This window comes from Streptococcus oralis subsp. oralis, assembly GCF_002096595.1.
Lineage (GTDB): Bacteria > Bacillota > Bacilli > Lactobacillales > Streptococcaceae > Streptococcus > Streptococcus oralis_D.
In genome coordinates, this window is record NZ_NCUR01000009.1 from 126,222 (window position 1) to 148,472 (window position 22,251).

Genomic DNA, 22,251 nt, shown 5'->3' on the forward strand with positions numbered 1-22,251 from the left:
AGTTTTTCTCTCTTTTCTATTTTTTATTGCCTTATAGGCTGGTTTAACAAATTTATGCTGGATTTTATACTCAATGAAAATCAAAGAGTATTAGTCGCGGGTAAATCCAGTTGCACCCGTACGAGCGATATTTTTAATACCATATGGTCGAATCACTCGCAATAAAGCTTCACTCTTTTCAGCATTTCCCGTCATCTGGATGGTGATTGAGCTTGGAGCCACATCTACTACCGTTGCTCGGAAAGGTTGGATAATGGCCAAGATTTCTGCACGCTTCTCAGCAGGAGCAGATACTTTTACCAAGATAACTTCTCTTTCCAAGTGTGGTTTATCTGTGATATCACGAATGCGAATTACATCAATCTGACGATTGAGTTGTTTAATGATTTGCTCTACTTCATCATGAGAAGCTACATCAATAATGATGGTGATACGAGATACATTGGGGTTCTCTGTCGCACCAACTGAGATACTCTCAATATTGACTTGACGACGAGAAAGGACACCTGTAAAACGATTCAAAACTCCTGAACGGTTTTGCAATCTAGCTGTTAACATTCTACGCATGGAACTTCACCCCCAACATCTCATGATTGCTCTTACCAGCTGGTACCATCGGTAAGACCTGTTCCTTACGAGAAATATCCACCTCAATAAACATGGGCACATCCTCCAGAATGACTTCTAGATCCTTCTCTATCGTCTCTGGATTATCAAATTTATAGTTTTTGATACCGTAAGCCTGTGCCATCAGCTGGAAGTCAGGAAGTGTATCAAAGACTGACTCGGAAGTTCTTCCCTCATAGAAGGATTCCTGCCACTGACGAACCATTCCTAGTGAGTGGTTATTCAGCATGACAACCTTAATCGGCACCTTGTAGATGTTTAGGATAGCTAGTTCTTGGTTGGTCATTTGGAAACCACCATCACCGACAAAAAGAACTACTTCTTTTTCTGGATTGGCAATCTTAGCTCCAATAGCTGCAGGAACACCAAATCCCATGGTACCCAAGCCACCTGAAGTGACCAATTGACGTTCATTTTGATATGGGTAATACTGGGCTGTCCACATTTGGTGTTGGCCAACGTCAGTAACGACAATAGCATCCCCATTCGTCAACTCACCGATTCGTTCAATGACTGCCTGCGGTTGAACCACACGTTCTTTCTTATCATAGGAACGAACGCGGTTCTTGTCCTTAGTGACTTTGTCAATCCACTTTTCAGTATTGTTATGAACAGTTGGTTCTGCCAGTAGCATCTGCAAGGCTTTCTTAGCATCCCCAACCACTGGAATATCTGCACTGATAATCTTACCAATCTCAGCTGGGTCAACATCGATATGGGCAACCTTAGCATTCTTCGCGAAGGTCTTAGGATTTCCGGTCAGACGGTCATCGAAACGGCAACCAATACTAATCATAAAGTCTGCCTCGGTCATGGCAATATTAGCTGCGAAAGAACCATGCATGCCTCCCATTCCTAGGAAGAGCGGATGACTCGTTGCAATGGTACCTTGCCCTAAAAGACTAGTGACTACTGGAATTTGGTAACGTTCAGCAAATTCATTGAGCTCCTTAGAAGCTTCCGCATAGCTGATACCACCGCCTGCTAACAAAACAGGTTTCTTGGCTTTTGACAATTGCTTCAAGATTTTCTTGATTTGCATGTCATTCGGATCAAGCGTCGGTTGGTAACTTGGTAAATTAACTTCTGGCGAATAGATGAAATCTGTCTCTAGAGCTGATACATCCTTGGGCAAGTCAATCACAACAGGACCTGGACGACCAGTCGTTGCGATATGGACAGCTTCCGTAATGATACGAGGAATATCTGCTGTCTCACGAACTTGGTAATTGTATTTGGTAATGGGCATGGTAATCCCCACGATGTCTGCTTCCTGAAAGGCATCTTTCCCAATCCCAGCTCGCGCAACCTGACCTGTAAAGACCAAAAGGGGAACGCTATCGCTCATGGCATCTGCAATCCCTGTAATAGCATTTGTTGCTCCCGGTCCACTCGTGACGACGGCAACGCCCAACTTTCCAGTTGATTTGGCATATCCTTCAGCTTCGTGCAAACAACCTTGCTCATGGCGTCCCAAGATGTGGCGAATACCTTTAAAATTGTATATCGCATCATACAAAGGTAAGACTGCACCACCAGGATAACCAAAAATGGTATCAATCCCTAAGTCCCGAAGTGTTTCCAAAACCAGGTCCGACCCCGTCTTAGGAGATTCTAAACTGATTTTCTCCATTGTTCCCCTTTCTCTTCTCTTAAAAAAATAGCTTGTTACTATCATACCATTTTTTCAAAAATTTTCAAGGCAAAAGAGTCAATTTTCTGAATTTTCTATCTAAAAGTGTATTTATGAATCTTTCCCTCATTTTTATTAAGTTTTCTACGGAATTAGGAACCTTTATTTACTTTAATTTATCAAATTAGAATATTCTCTTTCTGGATAAAATTAGTAATTCTCACACTTAGCGACCAAATTTGTATACTATATTCAGCAGAAATGAATGGTTAAAGACAAAAAAAGGAAGCCACTAAGTGACTCCCTTCTAGAGCGAGGACTGATTAGTCTTCACCTTTGTTTTTCTTAATGATTTCTTCTTGTACTGACTTAGGTACATCTTCGTAGTGGTCAAATACCATCATGAATGTACCACGTCCTTGAGATGCAGAACGAAGAACTGTTGCGTAACCGAACATTTCAGCAAGTGGAACGTAAGCACGAACGATTTGGCTGTTACCGTGTGCTTCCATACCATCTACACGTCCACGACGAGCAGTTACGTGACCCATAACATCACCAAGGTTTTCTTCTGGAACAGTGATGGTTACAAGCATCATTGGTTCAAGGATAGCTGGTTGTGCTGATTTAGCAGCTTCTTTAAGGGCAAGTGAAGCCGCAATCTTGAAGGCAGTTTCAGATGAGTCGACATCGTGGTATGAACCATCGTAAAGTTTAGCTTTAACGTCAACCATTGGGTAACCTGCAAGAACACCGTTAGCCATAGATTCTACCAAACCTTTTTCAACCGCTGGGATAAATTCACGAGGAACCACACCACCGACGATTGCGTTTTCGAATTCGAATCCTTTACCTTCTTCGTTTGGACTAAACTCAATCCATACATCACCGAATTGACCTTTACCACCAGACTGACGTTTGAAGAATCCACGTGCTTGAGTAGAAGCGCGGAATGTTTCACGGTAAGATACTTGAGGAGCACCTACGTTCGCTTCAACTTTAAACTCACGACGCATACGGTCAACAAGGACGTCAAGGTGAAGTTCACCCATACCTGAGATAACTGTTTCACCAGTTTCAACGTTTGTCTCAACGCGGAATGTTGGATCTTCTTCAGCCAATTTTTGAAGGGCGATACCCATCTTATCTTGGTCAGCTTTAGATTTTGGCTCAACCATCAACTGGATAACTGGTTCTGGAACGTGGATTGACTCAAGGATGATTTTAGCTTTTTCATCTGTCAATGAATCACCAGTAGTTGTATCCTTCAAACCAATAGCAGCTGCAATATCACCAGCATAAACAGTTTCGATTTCTTGACGACTATTGGCATGCAATTGCACAAGACGTCCGATACGTTCACGTTTACCTTTAGAAGTGTTCATTACGTAAGAACCTGATTGAAGAACACCTGAGTATACACGGAAGAATGTCAAACGACCTACAAATGGGTCTGTTGCAATCTTGAAGGCAAGAGCTGCGAATGGCTCTTCGTCAGATGCTGGACGAGTTTCTTCTTCGTCTGTATCTGGGTTGATACCTTTGATTGCTGGGATGTCAAGTGGGCTTGGAAGGTAGTCGATAACCGCATCAAGCATCAATTGAACACCCTTGTTCTTGAAGGCAGAACCACACAATACTGGGAAGAATTCAACGTTGATAGTTGCTTTACGGATAGCAACTTTCAATTCTTCGTTAGTGATTTCTTCACCTTCAAGATATTTCATCATCAAGTCTTCATCAGTTTCAGCGACTGCTTCAACCAATTTTTCACGGTATTCTTGAGCTTGGTCAAGGTATTCCGCTGGAATATCTTCTTCAAGGATATCTGTACCAAGGTCGTTAGTATAGATTTCAGCTTTCATCTTGATCAAGTCGATGATACCGCGGAAGTCATCTTCAGCACCGATTGGCAATTGGATTGGGTGTGCGTTTGCTTGAAGACGGTCGTGAAGTGTGCTTACTGAGTAAAGGAAGTCAGCACCGATTTTGTCCATTTTGTTGGCAAATACGATACGTGGAACTCCGTACTCAGTTGCTTGACGCCAAACTGTTTCAGTTTGAGGCTCAACACCTGATTGTGAGTCAAGAACAGTAACCGCACCGTCCAATACACGAAGAGAACGTTGTACTTCAATTGTGAAGTCCACGTGTCCTGGTGTGTCGATGATGTTTACGCGGTGGTTGTTCCATTGAGCTGTTGTCGCAGCAGATGTGATAGTGATACCACGTTCTTGCTCTTGCTCCATCCAGTCCATTTGTGACGCACCTTCGTGAGTTTCACCGATTTTGTGGATTTTACCAGTGTAGTAAAGAATACGCTCAGTAGTTGTTGTTTTACCGGCATCGACGTGAGCCATGATACCGATATTACGAGTTTTTTCAAGTGAAAATTCGCGTGCCATGAGGTTTGTTTCTCCTATTTATTTTAATTTCTATTCTATTATAACACGATTTTAATAAAAACGGATAGGCAGGACCTACCCGTTCTCAATGTTTATCTTGTTTTTGTTGGTTTCAACTTACGAGCTGGTAAGTTGAGTTGAACTCGAGCTAAAAGCTCAAGTTAGCTGATTTGAACCCGAGCTAAAAGTCTGGAGAAAAAGATGAATCTCATTGGTTGCAATCGCAACCTACTTCGATTCCCTATTTTCTCTGTGACTTTCTTAACGCTTTCGTATCCTATCTTACCAACGGAAGTGTGCGAAGGCACGGTTAGCTTCAGCCATACGGTGAGTGTCTTCACGTTTCTTAACTGCTGCACCAGTGTTGTTAGCAGCATCCAAGATTTCTTTTGCAAGACGGTCTTGCATTGTGTGTTCACCACGAAGGCGAGCGATTGTTACCAACCAACGAAGTCCAAGTGTTGTACGACGTTCTGGACGAACTTCAACTGGGACTTGATAGTTAGATCCACCAACACGACGTGCACGTACTTCAAGTACAGGCATGATGTTTTCCATAGCTGTTTCAAATACTTCAAGTGCATCGTTACCAGTAGCTTCTTTGATTTGCTCAAAAGCACCGTAAACGATTGAAGCAGCTGTACCACGTTTACCATCAAGCATAACGCGGTTGATAAGACGAGTAACTAGTTGTGAATTGTAAAGCGGATCTGGCAATACGTCACGTTTTGGAGCTCTATTTTTACGACTCATTTCTCTTTATCCCCTTTCCTTATGCTTTTGGACGTTTAGTACCGTATTTAGAACGGCCTTGTTTACGATCGTTAACACCTGCAGTATCAAGTGCACCACGGACGATATGGTAACGTACCCCTGGAAGGTCTTTTACACGTCCACCACGAAGAAGCACCACGCTGTGCTCTTGCAAGTTGTGTCCGATACCTGGGATGTAGGCAGTAACTTCGATAAGGTTGCTCAAACGTACACGAGCGAATTTACGAAGGGCAGAGTTAGGTTTTTTAGGTGTCATTGTTCCCACACGAGTTGCAACACCACGTTTTTGTGGTGAAGAAACGTTTGTTTGAACTTTTTTATGACTGTTGTAACCAACGTTCAAAGCTGGTGATTTAGATTTTTCTACTTTTGATTTACGCGGTTTGCGAACCAATTGGTTAATTGTAGGCATCTACATTCTCCTGTGTTTTTTTATTTTTGGTGATGATACACTTGGTGACAGCTACCATCTGTGTGTACTTTTGCAACATTTGTCAGCACGTCCCTGTACACTTTTGAGAGACCAAAAGTAAAAAGTACCGTCTATTATTGTAACACAATTTTTCTTTGCTTGTCAATATTTTTTTCGTTTTTATTCTGATCTTTTAACTCTTTGACACTGGCTTTCACCGCTTTTCTAAACCAGAAAAGGAGGCAATTTGCCTCCTCCTTTCTAGTATGGTTTTCCTTTGATTCAAGTTGTCATTTCGGAATTTTTTAACCCTTCTTATCAAAGCCAACCAGATTCTTTTGCAATGTTGGCTGCCTCTGTTCGATTACCAGCATCTAGTTTCGAAAGAATATTGGTGACATAGTTTCGGACGGTTCCATTTGATAGATAAAGCTGATCTGCGATTTCTTGATTAGACAAGCCCTGAGCGATTCCCTTTAAAACAGCGATTTCTTGCTCTGTTAACGGATTGGGGTGTGTCATCACCACTTCCATCAATTCAGGCGAGTATTCCTTACGTCCTTCAAGAACAGTGTGCAAGGTTTGCATGAGGTCTGCAATGCTTCTTTCTTTCAAGACATAAGCATCCACTCCAGCCTTGACCGCACGTTCAAAATAGCCGGGGCGTTTGAAGGTCGTTACTACAACTACCTTTGTTTCTAGCTTTTCTGCTCGTATCCACTCCAAGACTTCGAGGCCTGTCTTAACAGGCATTTCTACGTCAAGAATGGCGATATCTACGGGCTCCTTTTCTAAAAGTTGGATTGCTTCTTGGCCATCCTTGGCTTGTAGTACAGACTCTACATCTGTTTGAAAGGTAAGCAACTGGCACATAGCATCTCGCAACATACTTTGATCTTCTGCAACAAGTAGTTTCATCTTAGTTTCTCTCCTTGTAAGGTAGTCGAACCTGCACTTCAGTCGGATGTTTCTGACTGATCACTGTTACTTCTCCTGAAAAAGGAAGGACACGGTCTCGAACGGTATGGAGCTCATCCCCTTTTAGAGAAGCAAAGCCACAGCCATCGTCTCTCACTGTTAGAATGAGCTCTTTCTCTGTGCGTTCTAATTTCAAGTAAGCTTTCGATGCTTTGGCATGTTTGATGATGTTGGTCACTAACTCAAGTAAAATCATGGAGGCCGTTGATTCTAATTCCTGAGTTAGGCTAGCTGTATCTAGTTGGTGATTGATTTCCGTTTCAATTCCTGCAATTTCCAGCATTTTTTTAACAGTCGCAAATTCGGAAGCAAGGGTTCTGGTTTTAAGATTTTCGATAATTGTACGGACTTCATTCATGGATTCCTTACTGATCTGATGAATTTCTTTTAATTCTTTTTCCACTTGAAGATAGGCCTGCATTTGAAGTAGCTGGAGGGCAAGGTCCGTCTTCACACTCAACATGGCAAAGGTATGGCCTAGACTGTCATGAAGATCCTGACCGATACGACTGCGTTCGTTTTCAGCCAAGAAAAGATTGAGCTTGGCATTTTGTTTCATCTTTTCTTCTTTTATGTCCTCCGACAATCGAATTCGATAAAGACCAAAGGTCATTGCATCGGAAAAGATAAAGGTCACCAAGAAAAAGAGTAGCTGCCAGGGACTAACATGATTGACCATATAGATTCCGGTCAGAATAAATGGTTGCAGGACAATAAAACTGACAAAACGCCAAGAGTGAAAAGAAATCTCATCCAGCTCATAAATAAGGAGATTGGATAAATAAAAGATAAACCATGTGAAACCTGAACTTAGCCAAACAGATGTATAAAAAATGTAGACAAGCATGGACCACCATGCTAGCCACTGCACGGTGCGATTCTGACTGATTAAAACCGAATAGAAGGCAAGTACAAATAGTAGGGTCCATAGCAAGGTTAAAAGCGGGTAATCTCCAACGATGACACCCGCTATAGGAAAGATGATAAACACTATTGAAATATGAAACATATAATGAATGTTTTTAAATTTTTCCAACATAGATTTATTTTACCTCGATCCGTTTTTTCAGTTGAATGACCAATACACCAAAGAAAACTGTATAACCTAGTACAACCAAGGCAGAAAGAATACTAAATTCATGGTGTTCCAAATAAGTAGAGACGACCTGCATCAGTTGATAGGTTGGAGTCAGCTTTCCAATAGATTGGAGCCATTCTGAGAAGGAATCCAAGGGGAACCACAGTCCACCTAGGACAGCCAAAGCAATATAGGCAATATTTCCAACAACCGTCATCAGTTGAGCACTGGGTAGCAAGCTCACCAAGACACCCATACTGATAAAGACCACACTTCCGACCAGCAACATAACTCCAATCACCAACCAATCAAGCCAAGGCAGAGTCACTCCACGGACAAAATGACCAACCGAAAAGACAACTATAATTGATAACAAGAAAGTCAGTAGGGTACTGAACAGTTTTGATACATAATATTCTACCATAGATACGGGAGAATGTTGAATCAATTTTTGCCAGTTGTTTGTCTTATCAGATTCGAGTGTGCTAGGGATACTGAAAAAGGCGCTTGACATGATACTAAAGAGTGTCATGGCAAAAAGATAGGCTTGAAGAGCAATTTCTGGAATATCTGACCCTGACATCATACCAGAAAATATAAGGTAAAACACACTTGGAAGTCCGATGGACAGCAAGTAGTAGACAGCTTGCCGCTTCATATGAATGATTTCCACTTTCATGAGACTTGTCATATTTTTCATCGTCAATCTCCTTTAGTCTTGAGTCGTTTCGAAGATACTGTCTAAGAGAGTTCGATTGCGAACTTCAATTTCTTCGATCATGCAGCCCTGTTCTTGCAAGACTTTCCATACCTGGCTGGCTTCTTTGGTTGTGAAGGAAAGAGCATTTTGCTTGATTTCAAGCTCTTGAACCATAGTCAAGGTACTAACAAAATCCTGATAGGTTAGAGGCACCGTAAAGTGTTTTTCTTGTTCTTCACCACGCATAGCATAAGGCGTCGTGTCACGAATCAATTCTCCCTTGTGGAGGACCAAAATGCGGTCAGCCGTATGTTCTACCTCTTCGATATAGTGAGAAGAATAGACAATGGTGACACCATTTTTCTTTAACTGATCGACGATCTCCCAAAAATGCTGACGTGTCGAGGTATCCATGGCAGCAGTTGGTTCGTCTAAAAATAGAATTTTCGGACGACCTATTAGTGCCAACACGAAAGAGAACAAACGTTTTTGCCCACCAGATAGCTTGCCCGCTAGCTGATTTTTCTGTTTGTCCGAAAATCTCAGCAAGTCATCAATTTCTTGATTGGAGAGACTGTTTGGATAGATTGATTGAAAGAAGGATAAGAGTTCTTTCACTTTCAAGTCTTGAACCACCGTATTTTCTTGTGGCAAGATAGAAATAAGCTGCTTTAATCGAGGGTCTGTTGGCGCAAAACCTTGAATGACGACCTGACCCGAGCTCATGAACTTGTCTCCCAAGAGGCAATCAATCAAGGTTGTTTTTCCTGCTCCATTGGGCCCGATCAAGGCGACACATTCACCATCGTTGATTTCAAAGGAGATGTTCCGCAAGATCTCCTTGTCTTTTATTTTCTTACTCAATTTCTCAACTTTAATCACAGTCATGAGATTCTCCTTTCAACCACTTCATTCCCATAGGGAAAACGACAAAAATCATAAATCCAAAACCCCAAGCACCACGAATGAATTGGCGAAGCACGGTTTGGTCAAACCAACCAGTAAACATTTCCACTAACCATACCAAGAGTGACAGGCCAATAAAGAAATAGATGATTGCTTTTTTCATTCCTCAAACTCCTTTTTCACATCTCTGACTAATTTCAAACCTTCTCTGACAAGCCAAGACATCATTCCAAAGCCAGCAAAGAGCTCCCAAGGAAAATGGTAGAAACCCTCGTCCAATCCTGAAAACATGAGATAGGTCATAACTCCTGCTGCTACCAAACTCACTGCGACAATCATTTTATTTTTCATTTCTTCTTCCTCCATTTCATACTTCAATTATAGTCTTTTGAAGTTGGCGGAGCTAGATGCTTCTGTCACTAGGAAATATGACAAATGTCATAAAAAAGAACCGATTTCTCGGTTCTTAAAAATGATTAGTCTGATTCATCGTTTCGTTTCTTTTTACCTAGCAATCCAAGTGTCATGGCACCTGCTAGGGCTGTCAGAATTCCTAGATTTTTCAAACCATCTTCTTGACTTCCTGTATTTGGAAGTTGATTTTTTTCTACAGAGATGTTTTGGGTCAATTGATCTGGTTTCGAATCAGGTACTGAAAGTTCTTTTTTATCAGACGGCTTCACTTGCTCTGGAAGTTCTACTACTGTTGGAGTATAGAATCCTGAAATGATATTTCCATTACGGTCTTTACGGATCACTTTCACACCTTTGGCTTGTCCTACAAAGTCTGCCTCAGGGGTAAAGGTGACGGTGCCATCTGGTGAGATTACATAAGTTCCTTCACCTGGAACGACTTTTTCAGTTGTTCCATCTTCAAAGGTTGGCGGAACTGTCAGATCGACATCACCTGTAAAGTTTGGTTTACCAGTCTGAGTTTGACCTTTAAGACCTTCTGATGTCGCATCACTCACTTGTGTTTGTCCAAGGACAGTTGGTGTGTAGCGAGCAGTAACTACATTTCCATACACATCCAAACGTTTCACAACCAATCCTTTAGCTGTACCAACAAAGTCTGGTTCTGGAGTAAAGGTAATTTGACCATCTTTATCAATTGTATAGCTTCCTTCACCCGGAACAACCATAGTCGTGCTGCCATCCTCAAAGGTTGGTGGAACTGTACTATCGATATGTCTTTCAAACGTTGGTGTTGCCACTTGTGGTTGGCCTTTTGCTCCTGTAGAAGTCGTGTCATGACCAGTAGATGGATCTACAACTGTTGGGCGATAGCTTGCAGTAACTGGAGTACCATTCTTATCCTTGCGGACAATCGTTACGCCTGTTCCTTTTCCTACAAAATTAGCTTCTGGAGTGAAGGTGACGATGCCATCTAGTGAGATTGCATAAGTTCCTTCACCTGGAATCACTTTTTCAGTTGTTCCATCTTCAAATGTCGCCGCCACAGTTTCATCGATTGGAACAAGCGGATTACCACCTTCAAATGTTGGCGTACCTGTTTGAACAAGACCCTTAATGTTAACTGAAGAAGTATCTTTACCAGTTGGAGTCACCTTAGTAAACTCTGGGCTGTAAGTCGCAGTAACTGGGGTGCCATTCTTATCCACACGTTTGACTGTGACTGGAGTTGGGTTTCCAACAAACTGTTTGTCTGGGGTGAAAGTTACAGTTCCGTCTGGTGCAATCGTGTAAGTTCCTTGGCCTGGAATAGTCTTCTCTTTGCTTCCATCTTCGAAGGTTGGTTCAACTGTTTCATCGATTGGAACCAGTGGATCACCACCTTGGAAGCTTGGAGTGCCTGTTTGTGGAACACCCTGAGGACCCGTGCTAGTTGCGCTAGTTCCTGTTGGTGTTACTTTCGTAAACTCTGGACTATAAGTTGCAGTAACTGGGGTGCCGTTCTTATCCACACGTTTGACTGTAACTGGAGTTGGGTTTCCGACAAACTGTTTGTCTGGGGTGAAGGTCACTGTGCCGTCTGGTGCAATCGTGTAAGTTCCTTGACCTGGAATAGTCTTCTCTTTGCTTCCATCTTCGAAGGTTGGCTCAACTGTTTCATCGATTGGAACCAGTGGATCGCCACCTTGGAAGCTTGGAGTGCCTGTTTGTGGAACACCCTGAGGACCTGTGCTGGTTGCGTTAGTGCTGGTTGGGGTTACTTCTTTCACCACCGCTTGGTACTTGACAGTAACAGGAGTTCCGTTGGCATCCACACGAGTCAATTCAAGTTCTGGTGTTTCACCCTTGAACTGTTTATCAGGAGTGAAGGTCACCTTACCATCTGCGTCCACTTCGAACTTACCAACATTTGGCACTTCTTTCACAGTTGCACCATTGTCAAATAGTGGAGTTGAATCAGCTGGGAATGGAACAGAATCATGGCCTGGAGTGAAGGTCACTTTACCTTCTTGTACCTGACCTTGCAAACCTTCTGTCTTATCACCTGAACCAGTTGGCGTTACTTTCGTAAACTCTGGACTATAAGTCGCAGTAACTGGGGTACCATTCTTATCTACGCGTTTGACTGTGACTGGATCTGGTTTGCCTACAAACTGCTTGTCTGGAGTGAAGGTTACTGTTCCGTCTGGAGCAATCGTATAGGTTCCTTGACCTGGAATGGTCTTCTCTTTGCTTCCATCTTCGAAGGTTGGCTCGACTGTTTCATCAATTGGAACCAGTGGATCACCACCTTGGAAGATTGGAGTACCAGTTTGTGGAAGTCCTTGAGGACCTGTACTTGTTGCACCGGTTCCAGTTGGAGTTACCTTAGTAAACTCTGGGCTGTATGTCGCAGTAACTGGGGTGCCATTCTTATCCACACGTTTCACTGTAACTGGAGCTGGGTTTCCAACAAACTGCTTGTCTGGAGTGAAGGTTACAGTTCCGTCTGGTGCAATCGTGTAGGTTCCTTGACCTGGAATAGATTTCTCTTTGCTTCCATCTGCGAAGGTTGGCTCTACTGTTTCATCGATTGGAACTAATGGGTCACCACCTTTAAACGTTGGAGTTCCTGTTTGCAGAAGTCCTTGAGGGCCTGTGCTGGTTGCGCCGGTTCCTGTTGGTGTTACCTTGGTCACTGTTGGGGTATATGTCGCAGTAACTAGGGTGCCATTCTTATCGACTCGTTTAACCGTTACTGGAGCTGGAGTACCAACATATTGTTTTTCTGGTGTAAAGGTAATAGAGCCATCTGGATTGATGCTGTATTCACCTACACCCGGAACTGTTTTCGTTGACTGTCCATCTTCGAAAGTCATTGGTTTCGTATCATCCAGTGGAACAGCTGGATTACCTTCTGTGAAGGTTGGGGTACCTTTTTGCGGTTGACCTTGGATACCATTTGAAGTGGCATCCGTTGAAGTTGGAACTACTTCTTTCACTACTGCTTGGTACTTGACAGTAACAGGAGTTCCATTGGCATCCACACGAGTCAATTCAAGTTCTGGTGTTTCCCCCTTGAACTGTTTGTCTGGGGTGAAGGTTACCTTGCCTTCTGCGTCCACTTCAAACTTACCAACATTTGGTACTTCTTTCACAGCTGTCCCAGTGTCAAATAGTGGAATTGAATCAGCTGGGAATGGAACAGAGTCATGGCCTGGCGTGAAGGTCACTTTACCTTCTTGGGCCTGACCTTGAAACCCCTCTGTCTTATCACCTGTACCAGTTGGCGTTACTTTCGTAAACTCTGGACTGTAGGTCGCAGTCACCGGGGTACCGTTCTTATCCACCCGTTTCACTGTGACTGGAGTTGGGTTTCCAACAAACTGTTTGTCTGGAGTGAAAGTTACAGTTCCGTCTGGTGCAATCGTGTAGGTTCCTTGACCTGAAATCACTTTTTCCTTGCTTCCATCTGCGAAGGTTGGTTCAACTGCTTCATCGATTGGAACAAGTGGGTCACCACCTTGAAAGCTTGGAGTGCCTGTTTGTGGAACACCCTGAGGACCTGTGCTGGTTGCGTTAGTGCTGGTTGGGGTTACTTCTTTCACCACCGCTTGGTACTTGACAGTAACTGGAGTTCCGTTGGCATCAACACGAGTCAATTCAAGTTCTGGTGTTTCACCCTTGAACTGTTTATCTGGGGTGAAGGTTACCTTACCTTCTGCGTCCACTTCAAACTTACCAACATTTGGCACTTCCTTCACAGATGTACCATTGTCAAATAGTGGAGTTGAATCAGCTGGGAATGGAACTGAGTCATGGCCTGGAGTGAAGGTCACTTTACCTTCTTGGACTTGACCTTGAAGTCCTTCTGTCTTATCACCTGAACCAGTCGGAGTTACTTTCTCAACAACTGGGGTATAGGTCGTTACAGCCGACTCCCCATTTTTATCCACCACTCCAACTTGAACTGGAGTTACCGGACCATAGAAGGTTTTCAGGGGAGTAAAGACAATTGTTTTATTTACAAGATCTAAATCGTACGTCCCTTGGTCGGCAATGGTTAGCGAAGTTACCTTTTGTCCATTCTCATCATAAAGAAAGACACTACTTTGGACTAGTTCAACGGATTTCTTTGCTCCATTAATGGTTGTTGTCCCTTTTGTAAAGTGGACCTCGCTCTCGCTTGCTCTATCCTCATCAAATTGAATCGTCGCTGCCTGCTTCTGCCCTTGAAGGCCTTTAGATTTCGCTGCACTTGCTGAAGGGACAACTGGAAGTGGAATATAATACACCACCCGATACCAGGTAAATTCTTTTTCCAACTCTTCATCTCTAGGATCATCCGCGGTCAATAAATATTCATCGAGAGCTCCTTCTCCCGACATTGTGTTTGCGTCAATATCCTCTCTTGGATAATAGCCAGGAATTTCAGGAGAAATCACTTGAGACCAAGTTTGGTCTGCAGACCAGGCTGAGTATGTCACACCTGCTGTCGCATCATTTGGTTGCCGTTTCGCCAAAACCTGATCAATTCTCTTAGTTCGAGTAAACGAATGAGTCTCAACATGTTTTGGAGGGAGGAGTGATAAATCAGAATGGTTTGTTTTTTTGAGATATTCAAAATCAACCTCGCGAGTTCCACGAACAGTTTCGGTTAGTTCTGTAATCTTGTGTCTAAACTGAAACTTGAATTGTTTTGGACTAGCCGAGTCACCAAAGGTATGATCTGTAAAATCGTTACTAATCAGTTCATATCCTGCATCTTCTAATTCCTTAATTCGACGAACAGGATCATAAGAAATTGGTCCATTAGGTTTGCCTACAACTGTGTCTACCTGTCCTAGTTGCACTTCCTTAGACGGATCATTTACATCCACAAAGGTGAAACTTGCAGATGACAGTTTGGTGGACATTTGGATTGAAACATTATTGGACTCAGTGTACTTGGAACTACCATTTGCCAGAGCCGAAGAAAGATAAGCTGTAGCACCTGAGGCAGTATCTTGCCCGATAACTGCTCCATCGATAGGAAACTGAACACTACTTCCAGCAGCAACCGGAGCAGTCGAATGCCAACGAACTGCACGAATCTCTGACCAATCCGACACTTGATCTGCTGTGAGCCATTGTGAAGCATTAATTTCTGTAGCAGTGCCCGCAGTACGACTATATTGAACTTCCCAGCCTGAAGGTGGTGTTAAAGCTTTTGTCAAACTCACTGTAAATCCAGAACCACGATTTCTGGATTCTAGCTGTTTATCACCTTTCATCGGCAAGGATGACAAAACATAAACGTCTGAAACCGGCTGTTTAGATGCGTTTTTATAGGTCACTCTGAAATCAATCTCATCACCAGGATAGTGCTCTTGGGTATTGTAGGCAAAGTGTTGATTTGTAGCTCTCTTCACTTCAGAGTAGACACCACTCGCTTCAGAAGCCTGTACGATCACATCGAAGTCATAAGAAACTGAATTTTTCAAGGTAACTGTAATGCCGTCAAGCTCCCCCAAGTCGTAACCATTCTGAGCTTGAACGTCAGGAAGTTCCTCATCCCAGAAAGCAATCGCTTTATAGGTATAGGTCCCATTTGGAATCGTTTTGTTTTCCAACTTCAAAAGCGTTGGAGGCATAGGGGAGTCTGGAGTCCCCTTTACTTGGGCATAGTAGAGAGTTTTCCCAGTATCTTTGTAATTATAATAAACCTTAAAATTAGGGTTTCCACTAAAGTTTAATTGTGGATCAGCCAAATAAGCCAGATGGTAAACTCCCGTCAAGTTTGCGAAGTTCTGAGTAGGGGTGTCTTTACCCGCAGTCCTTGTGATAAAATCTTGCTTAAAACCAGAAGCATCTGTATGTCGATTGAAAACATCTGTTCGGGCTCGCCCAATCATTGAAATTTGCTGGATAACACGCGTCAATTCGGCTGAAGCCGTTTGAGAGAAGGAAACAGTGTTACGAGTATTGTTAAAAGTGGAATCCGTTCTAGAATCCAACTTACTAATCGTCGAATCTTTATAGAGACTTTCCCAATTATTAAAACGTGTTTTTGTCTGGAAAAAAAATGCCGAAGTATCATTTGTTGAGGACTTCCTCATCTTGATATTTTTAAACTTGTACTCCAGTTCCTTCACATCTTGCTCTTCCGTCAATCGTAGACTACGGGTGTTACTATTAAAAGTACCTAATAACTCACCTGTAGCTTTATTGTATACTTCTACGGATGCGTCCGGTGAAGAGAAAAATTCATTCCATTGACGCTCCTCAATCACGTTTACTTCTCGATAAGACTCTCGTGAATCCTGTATTTTATGAGTGAAAGTGTAGTCATTGATAGGATAATCTTTTTCAACCTCAGCGACTGATGAAAGTCGAACATTAGAACGGTATTCTGTTTCACCATAAGAACGAATTATCTCCGAGTCAGACTGATTATAGTGTCTAAACTCAAAGAGAGAAGACTCTGACTGGTCTGTTTTTTGAACAAGGAGAGTATAAGGCAGAACGACCGTATTTTGATAGCTAGTCCCATCTGCTTTTGTATAGATACCCGTCACAGTTAGGTTTTGCGCTTTTCTATTAATATCCGCTACTTTGGCATTCTTTAACTTGAAAGAAATTGGAATGAGCTTGTTTTTATTGTTATTAATATCTTGAAGCGGATTATTTGCTCTATTAATAGTCAGATGGTAACCCGTCGCATCGGCAGTCCATCCTAGAGCTTTGGCTTCATCTGTCAACTCATAGCCTTCTTTTAACTCTATATTATAGGTATAGGATGTGACAGGATCAATAATATGGCCACCGACATCACTAATCCCCATACCATTGATCATACGACCATCAAAGACACCATTTCCATAGTTGAAGTAATCATTTCTTGCCGTATTATTCTTAGGATCTTTCGCACCATTAAATAGATAGAAGGACACACGAGACGAATCTTCGTCAACGATACCATCATTGTTTCGATCGTAGCCAATGACCTGATTATTAGACATTGGTGTCAGACCCCCTACACCGTTTTCTAAGACTTTCCACGTGTGTTCAATACTTCCAAGTTCTTTGAGGACATTGCCATTTTTGTCATAGAGCTTAGCAGTCGCTGTCACTTTATGGTCCGGCCCAATGGCTTGGACAGCACCTCCCCAGTTCTGCGTCAAAGGATCCATCTGAAAAGTATAGACGAAGTTATAGTTTGCTCCACCTCTCAGATTTGTAGGTTCTATCTTTAAATCAAGGTCTCCATTCGTTTTTTCTTGGCTGAACTTTACACCACCAACTGGAGAAGGGGTCAATTTAATCGCCTTACCATTTTGGAAATGAATTTTAATATACCCACCAGAATAGTCTGCTTCGTGCCCAGTAATACTAAAAGTCAAGGACTCACGAACACTATCTACCGCATGGATCTCTTTGATTGGCGAATGAGTTTTAAATTCTGCATTGACTTCATCTAGCGATCTCTTGCGTCTTGAAGAAGTTTTTCCACTAGAACCGCTTTCTTCCTTGCTTTTCTGCTCAGTTTGAGTTGATTCTAGAGATTGCTTTTTCTCCTCATCTAAAGAAGGCTGACTCGCTTCCTTGATATTGTCAACTTGAGAAACTGGTTGGCTCTGAGCGACTGGTGCAGATACTTCTGTTTTGGACGGCTCAGCTTTATCCTTCAGGTCCTTAACTGCTTCGTTCTGTGTAGCTTCTTTTTGAGGTTCAGAAATGACTTCCTGTCCATTCTCAGCACTTTTTTCCTTCTGTTGAATTTCCGCCTGCGTTTGTTGTTCCTTATTGTTGACTTGAGCTTCATCCGCTTGCACTGGAGAAGTAGCCATGACCATAAAAGTTCCTAGCAATACCGAACAGGTCCCAACACTTAACTTTCTAATTGAAAAGCGGGAAAAAGATTGATTAAAAATTTTTTTCTTCATCATTTCTCCTTTATATTCATACTTAATCTAACATAACAGCTTTATCATTATAACTTATAGTAAATAGAATTTCCAATAGAATGTTCATTTCTACAGAAATTTCTTTATAACTCCATTTGCATAGAAAAAGGAAGCTGTAAAACCAGCTTCCTTCTGTTGTTTTTACTCAATTTTCACCATTATTCCACACTGAAAAGATATGGATATACGGGTTGTTGACCTTGGTGAATCTCTACTTCAACATCTTCAAATTCTTCTGCGATTTCTTGGGCAATTTCATTGGCAAGTTCTTCGCTTCCGTCTTCACCGACATAGAAAGTCACGATTTCACTATCTTCGTCCAACATATGTTTCAATGTTTCAGTCAAGGTTTGGTGCATGTCAGGGTTTGACACGAGGATTTTCCCATCTACCATACCAAGATTGTCATTTTCATGAATTGCTAATCCATCGATAGTTGTATCACGAACAGCAGTTGTTACACTACCGCTTACGACATCACCAAGGGCCGCAGTCATGCGTTCTTGGTTTTCTTCGATTGATTTGCTTGGGTCAAAGGCAAGAAGACTGGTCAATCCTTGAGGAATTGTACGTGCTTCTACCACAACAGCAGGTTGTTCAAGCACTTCAGCCGCAGACTGAGCTGCCATAAAGATATTTTTGTTGTTTGGCAAAAAGATGATGTTGCGAGCATTGACCTGTTCAACAGCCTTGATAAAGTCTTCTGTTGAAGGGTTCATCGTCTGACCACCTTCGATAACATAATCCACACCTTGAGCACGGAAGATATCTGCTAAACCTTGACCAGCTACTACTGCGATAAGGGCATACTCTTTTGTTTCAGCAGGCTTGTTGCCTTGAGTTGCTTCTTTTTCAACTTGCGCCTCGTGTTGGTTACGCATGTTGTCCACTTTTACCTTAATCAAGCTACCATATTTGAGACCTTCTTGCATGACAAGACCTGGATCTTCTGTATGGACGTGAACTTTGACGATCTCATCATCGTTGACAACAAGCAGTGAGTCGCCTAAGTCATTCAAGTAGTTACGGAATTCATCGTAGTCAAAGTCCTTAGAATAAGTTGGACCTTGTTTGAGGGCTACCATAATCTCTGTACAGTAACCGAAGGTAATATCCTCAGTTGCCACATGACCTGCTACAGACTTGTGGTGCTCTGCATTAATCATTTCACTCATGTTTGCAGGAGTCGCTACAAAGTCTTCAGAAGCACTGTATTCACCAGTAAGAGCTGAAAGGAATCCTTCGTAGATGAAGACCAAACCTTGACCACCTGAGTCTACCACACCAACTTCCTTAAGGACTGGAAGCATTTCTGGTGTCTTAGCCAAAGCTGCTTTTGCGCCTTCCAAGGCTGCACGCATGACCTCAACAGCATCATCTGTCTCCTCGGCTTTTTTCTTAGCCCCAATAGCCGCTCCACGAGAAACTGTCAAAATAGTTCCTTCGACTGGTTTCATAACAGCCTTGTAAGCTACTTCGACACCGGATTGGAAGGCAAGAGCCAAGTCTTGACCTGTTAATTCATCTTTTTCCTTGATAGCCTGAGAGAAGCCACGGAAGAGCTGAGAAGTGATAACCCCTGAGTTTCCACGCGCACCCATCAAGAGCCCCTTAGCAAGAATGCTCGCCACTTCTCCAACTGTAGAAGCAGGCTTGTCTGCTACTTCTTTCGCACCATTTTCGATGGTCATTCCCATGTTTGTCCCAGTATCTCCATCTGGAACTGGAAAGACGTTCAATGAATTGACATATTCTGCTTGCTTATTCAAACGAGTTGATGCAGCCTGCACCATCTCTTGGAATAAACTGGTAGTAATTTTTGACACGATTATTCTCCTACAACTTTGATATTTTGAATGTAGACATTCACAGTCTGAGCAGTAATTCCTAGTTGATTTTCTAAACTAAAACGAACACGCTCTTGAATGTTTTTTGACACTTCGCTTATCTTTACTCCGTAGCTCAATACGGTATAAACATCAACTGCAATGCTACCATCTTCGGCTGCTTTTATAACAACACCCTTAGAATAATTTTCCTTACCAAGAAGGGCTTGGAAATTATCTTTGAGGGCATTTTTACTAGCCATACCGACCACACCAAAAATCTCAGTTGCGGCACCACCTACTACGGTTGCAATCACTTCATCTGTCAGTTCGATTTGACCATCTTTTGTATTAATTTTTACAGTCATTTTTTTTACCTCAACTAGTTGATACTCTATTTTATCATATTTCAGCCCAAGTGTAAAAGCAGAATGCTGTATCGGCGGATATTTACTCTATTTTTCAAATGGTTTTATCCTTAGAGCAAAAGAAAAAGACCTAACTGGTCTTTTCATTTTTCTTAAACGCGTTCAACTTTACCTGATTTCAAAGCACGAGCTGAAGCCCAAACTTTTTTAGGTTTACCATCGATAAGAACAGTAACTTTTTGAAGGTTTGGTTTTACGGCACGTTTTGTTTGGTTCATCGCGTGTGAACGGTTGTTTCCTGATACAGTCTTACGACCTGTAAAGTAACATACTTTAGCCATTGTGTTTTCCTCCTATTAGATCTAATATAGCGGATGTGCTAGCACCACATACCGTACTATGTTATCACACTTTCTCGAATTTATCAAGGGCCTAAACTATTTTTTTATTTAACGTAAACAACTCCAAGTTTGCCAAAAGCAACTTCCCCACGAATAATCAAGGTTTTGTTTGTTGGCGCTACAGGAGCATCTGCCTTAGCTGCACCAAAGGAGGTTTCTACTTTCAAATCGACACGCCAGTGTTGTGGAACATAGACGGTTGCATTCCCGAAGGCCACTTCAATATTTAAAGTTGCAAAATCACCTAGCATCTCTGCATTATCATAGTAGATTTTAGCATCCCCAAAAGCGACTTCCACTTGGTCATCTACGAGATCTTGATCTTGCTTATAGAAGGTCCCGCTCCCAAAAGCGACTTCCTTATCCGTGACGACTGTTTTTTTCCCATTGTACCACCATTTTTTTTCATTCCAGAACTTACTTGAATGCGTCAGATAACCAACACCTAGCACTGCTAAGATACTAGCCCAAAACAAAGACTGGTTTGGAATAGGAAAAATGTTATAAAAATGATTCGCAATCATTAAGGCTACTAGAGCGGTAAAAACTGCTGATGTTAGATGACGTCGAAGCAAAGCTTCAACTGATTGGTAAGCAAAAAAGGCGATACCAATCAAAGGCCATATCTTACCATCCAAAGAAGGAATTCCAAAATTCCCTTGCAGCAAGATCCAAGCTGCTAAAACCAATAAAACAATACCAAATGCTTTCTTTTTCATGTTTTTTACCTCATGTTTCTTAGATTTTCTTTTAGGAGGGATTGGTAATGTCGTGAGACATGAACCTCCTTGTGCGTCTGATAAAAGGAAATGGTGCCCGTTCCTGAAAAGGACTTGTCCACTGAGTAAATCTGACGGATGTTTGCAATAGTTGACTTGGAAACTCGACTAAAATAGCGAGGCAAGATGGACTCTAACTCATAGAGCTTGAGACGAACTTCATAGGCTTCCTTCTGGTTATGAGCATAGATCTTGCTCCCTTCTGTTTCAAAGAAGAGAATTTCTGACAGGTCTAGATAATATTCACCTGTCCCCTTGTAAAAAGTCAACCTCGGAGCCTTTGACTCTTGCAAGATCCGTTGCAAATCTGCAATTTCATCTGTCAAAGCAGGGGTCTTGATGACAATTTCAGTCTCCTCTAAATTGCCGTCAATCTCAATTCGTAACTTCATCACATCTCCTTTCTGACTCTACTATATCAAAGCTAAGTTAGGAATACAAGGGCAAAAAAGCAAGTGGTCAATTTGAAGCAGTAAGTGGTTGTAGGACTAGCTTAACTTACATGTCAGAATAAGAAGAAAAGGAATCCCCACACCAGACCACAAGCATAGCCAACCAAGACATCCTTGGGATAATGAACCCCCCCTAAAACCCTCACCAGTCCCAGCAAAGCTGAAAAAATCAAGCATGCTAAGCCAACAGGTAGACTAGCATGCAGACAGACCATGGAGATGATAGTTGCCGAAAAGACATGGCGACTGGGCATCGACCGTCCCGAACTATCCTTATCAAGAAGGGGACAGATATCCCAAGTTTCATAAGGTCGCGGGTGATTGATTTTCTTACGAAACAGGGACAAGATCACAAAGCCCGAGGCAGGGATAAGCACATAAACCCCAACTTGCTGACCAAGTCCTAGTTGCAGGTAAGTGGTGACTAGCAAGATCAGATAGACCAGGGGCATGGCGACTGTCATCAAACGATTGAAACTGCGTAATAGGAATAAAAGGATTGGACGACTAGTTAGTCTGGAGCTGATATTTCGATACCATTCTTGATAATTTTTCATGTATTTTTCTCATTAT

At 42.3% G+C, this 22,251-nt stretch carries 18 protein-coding genes; all 18 read right to left on the reverse strand.

Translation table 11 applies throughout. From position 1 onward, the window contains the following. Window positions 1-90 precede the first annotated feature (90 nt). Window positions 91-567, reverse strand: coding sequence for an acetolactate synthase small subunit (ilvN, locus tag B7714_RS02940; RefSeq protein ID WP_001253813.1), 477 nt, complete (start codon window positions 565-567; stop codon window positions 91-93). Next, window positions 560-2,260 carry an acetolactate synthase large subunit gene (locus tag B7714_RS02945; RefSeq protein WP_084859610.1) on the reverse strand — a complete coding sequence of 567 codons (1,701 nt, stop codon included), beginning with the start codon at window positions 2,258-2,260 and terminating at the stop codon, window positions 560-562. Before B7714_RS02945 ends, ilvN begins: the two co-directional genes overlap by 8 nt. Window positions 2,261-2,583: 323 nt before the next feature. Next, window positions 2,584-4,665, reverse strand: a complete 2,082-nt coding sequence (gene fusA / locus B7714_RS02950; RefSeq protein WP_000090340.1) for an elongation factor G — start codon at window positions 4,663-4,665, stop codon at window positions 2,584-2,586. Between the two features lie 282 nt (window positions 4,666-4,947). Further along, a complete protein-coding gene (gene rpsG / locus B7714_RS02955) occupies window positions 4,948-5,418 on the reverse strand; it encodes a 30S ribosomal protein S7 (RefSeq protein ID WP_000087873.1) in 471 nt (156 codons plus the stop codon). Between the two features lie 19 nt (window positions 5,419-5,437). After that, window positions 5,438-5,851 (reverse strand): 30S ribosomal protein S12, encoded by a 414-nt coding sequence (gene rpsL / locus B7714_RS02960; protein WP_001142332.1) that lies wholly within the window; start codon window positions 5,849-5,851, stop codon window positions 5,438-5,440. A 318-nt stretch (window positions 5,852-6,169) separates the two neighbouring features. Continuing rightward, on the reverse strand, window positions 6,170-6,769 hold the full coding sequence (locus tag B7714_RS02970) for a response regulator transcription factor (protein ID WP_000772071.1): 600 nt from the start codon (window positions 6,767-6,769) through the stop codon (window positions 6,170-6,172). 1 nt (window position 6,770) lies between these two features. Beyond that, complete coding sequence (locus B7714_RS02975; RefSeq protein WP_084859611.1) at window positions 6,771-7,868, reverse strand: sensor histidine kinase; 1,098 nt, start codon at window positions 7,866-7,868, stop codon at window positions 6,771-6,773. Between the two features lie 4 nt (window positions 7,869-7,872). Next, window positions 7,873-8,607: an ABC transporter permease gene (locus B7714_RS02980; protein ID WP_084859612.1), complete on the reverse strand. Its 735-nt coding sequence runs from the start codon at window positions 8,605-8,607 to the stop codon at window positions 7,873-7,875. 12 nt (window positions 8,608-8,619) lie between these two features. After that, window positions 8,620-9,495: an ABC transporter ATP-binding protein gene (locus B7714_RS02985; protein ID WP_084859613.1), complete on the reverse strand. Its 876-nt coding sequence runs from the start codon at window positions 9,493-9,495 to the stop codon at window positions 8,620-8,622. Next, a complete protein-coding gene (locus B7714_RS02990; RefSeq protein ID WP_000709167.1) occupies window positions 9,482-9,676 on the reverse strand; it encodes a hypothetical protein in 195 nt (64 codons plus the stop codon). The genes B7714_RS02985 and B7714_RS02990 overlap by 14 nt, the downstream gene beginning before the upstream one ends. Continuing rightward, a complete protein-coding gene (locus B7714_RS02995; RefSeq protein WP_000390701.1) occupies window positions 9,673-9,879 on the reverse strand; it encodes a hypothetical protein in 207 nt (68 codons plus the stop codon). Before B7714_RS02995 ends, B7714_RS02990 begins: the two co-directional genes overlap by 4 nt. A 110-nt stretch (window positions 9,880-9,989) precedes the next feature. After that, entirely contained in the window at window positions 9,990-17,834 is a 7,845-nt protein-coding gene (locus tag B7714_RS03000; protein WP_084859614.1) for a YSIRK-type signal peptide-containing protein, read from the reverse strand. A gap of 176 nt (window positions 17,835-18,010) precedes the next feature. Next, entirely contained in the window at window positions 18,011-19,678 is a 1,668-nt protein-coding gene (locus B7714_RS03005; RefSeq protein ID WP_070569243.1) for a DAK2 domain-containing protein, read from the reverse strand. A gap of 2 nt (window positions 19,679-19,680) precedes the next feature. Further along, the gene (locus B7714_RS03010) at window positions 19,681-20,046 is read right to left on the reverse strand and encodes an Asp23/Gls24 family envelope stress response protein (protein WP_000216434.1); all 366 of its coding nucleotides are present in this window, start codon (window positions 20,044-20,046) and stop codon (window positions 19,681-19,683) included. A 152-nt stretch (window positions 20,047-20,198) separates the two neighbouring features. Further along, window positions 20,199-20,387, reverse strand: a complete 189-nt coding sequence (gene rpmB / locus B7714_RS03015; RefSeq protein WP_001140948.1) for a 50S ribosomal protein L28 — start codon at window positions 20,385-20,387, stop codon at window positions 20,199-20,201. Between the two features lie 104 nt (window positions 20,388-20,491). Next, window positions 20,492-21,166 carry a LiaF transmembrane domain-containing protein gene (locus B7714_RS03020; protein ID WP_009729740.1) on the reverse strand — a complete coding sequence of 225 codons (675 nt, stop codon included), beginning with the start codon at window positions 21,164-21,166 and terminating at the stop codon, window positions 20,492-20,494. 5 nt (window positions 21,167-21,171) lie between these two features. Beyond that, window positions 21,172-21,618, reverse strand: a complete 447-nt coding sequence (locus tag B7714_RS03025; protein WP_084859615.1) for a LytTR family DNA-binding domain-containing protein — start codon at window positions 21,616-21,618, stop codon at window positions 21,172-21,174. A 113-nt stretch (window positions 21,619-21,731) separates the two neighbouring features. Beyond that, a complete protein-coding gene (locus B7714_RS03030; RefSeq protein WP_084859616.1) occupies window positions 21,732-22,235 on the reverse strand; it encodes a phosphatase PAP2 family protein in 504 nt (167 codons plus the stop codon). Window positions 22,236-22,251: the final 16 nt, after the last annotated feature.

What these genes read in the sequence shown, in the direction of transcription:
- B7714_RS03000 (WP_084859614.1), bottom strand. Translation starts at nt 17,834, where the DNA reads ATGATGAAGAAAAAAATTTTTAATCAATCTTTTTCCCGCTTTTCAATT.
- B7714_RS02975 (WP_084859611.1), bottom strand. Translation starts at nt 7,868, where the DNA reads ATGTTGGAAAAATTTAAAAACATTCATTATATGTTTCATATTTCAATA.
- rpsL (WP_001142332.1), bottom strand. Translation starts at nt 5,851, where the DNA reads ATGCCTACAATTAACCAATTGGTTCGCAAACCGCGTAAATCAAAAGTA.
- B7714_RS02970 (WP_000772071.1), bottom strand. Translation starts at nt 6,769, where the DNA reads ATGAAACTACTTGTTGCAGAAGATCAAAGTATGTTGCGAGATGCTATG.
- B7714_RS02995 (WP_000390701.1), bottom strand. Translation starts at nt 9,879, where the DNA reads ATGGAGGAAGAAGAAATGAAAAATAAAATGATTGTCGCAGTGAGTTTG.
- rpsG (WP_000087873.1), bottom strand. Translation starts at nt 5,418, where the DNA reads ATGAGTCGTAAAAATAGAGCTCCAAAACGTGACGTATTGCCAGATCCG.
- B7714_RS02945 (WP_084859610.1), bottom strand. Translation starts at nt 2,260, where the DNA reads ATGGAGAAAATCAGTTTAGAATCTCCTAAGACGGGGTCGGACCTGGTT.
- B7714_RS03025 (WP_084859615.1), bottom strand. Translation starts at nt 21,618, where the DNA reads ATGAAGTTACGAATTGAGATTGACGGCAATTTAGAGGAGACTGAAATT.
- rpmB (WP_001140948.1), bottom strand. Translation starts at nt 20,387, where the DNA reads ATGGCTAAAGTATGTTACTTTACAGGTCGTAAGACTGTATCAGGAAAC.
- B7714_RS02985 (WP_084859613.1), bottom strand. Translation starts at nt 9,495, where the DNA reads ATGACTGTGATTAAAGTTGAGAAATTGAGTAAGAAAATAAAAGACAAG.
- fusA (WP_000090340.1), bottom strand. Translation starts at nt 4,665, where the DNA reads ATGGCACGCGAATTTTCACTTGAAAAAACTCGTAATATCGGTATCATG.
- ilvN (WP_001253813.1), bottom strand. Translation starts at nt 567, where the DNA reads ATGCGTAGAATGTTAACAGCTAGATTGCAAAACCGTTCAGGAGTTTTG.
- B7714_RS02990 (WP_000709167.1), bottom strand. Translation starts at nt 9,676, where the DNA reads ATGAAAAAAGCAATCATCTATTTCTTTATTGGCCTGTCACTCTTGGTA.
- B7714_RS03010 (WP_000216434.1), bottom strand. Translation starts at nt 20,046, where the DNA reads ATGACTGTAAAAATTAATACAAAAGATGGTCAAATCGAACTGACAGAT.
- B7714_RS03020 (WP_009729740.1), bottom strand. Translation starts at nt 21,166, where the DNA reads ATGAAAAAGAAAGCATTTGGTATTGTTTTATTGGTTTTAGCAGCTTGG.
- B7714_RS03030 (WP_084859616.1), bottom strand. Translation starts at nt 22,235, where the DNA reads ATGAAAAATTATCAAGAATGGTATCGAAATATCAGCTCCAGACTAACT.
- B7714_RS02980 (WP_084859612.1), bottom strand. Translation starts at nt 8,607, where the DNA reads ATGAAAAATATGACAAGTCTCATGAAAGTGGAAATCATTCATATGAAG.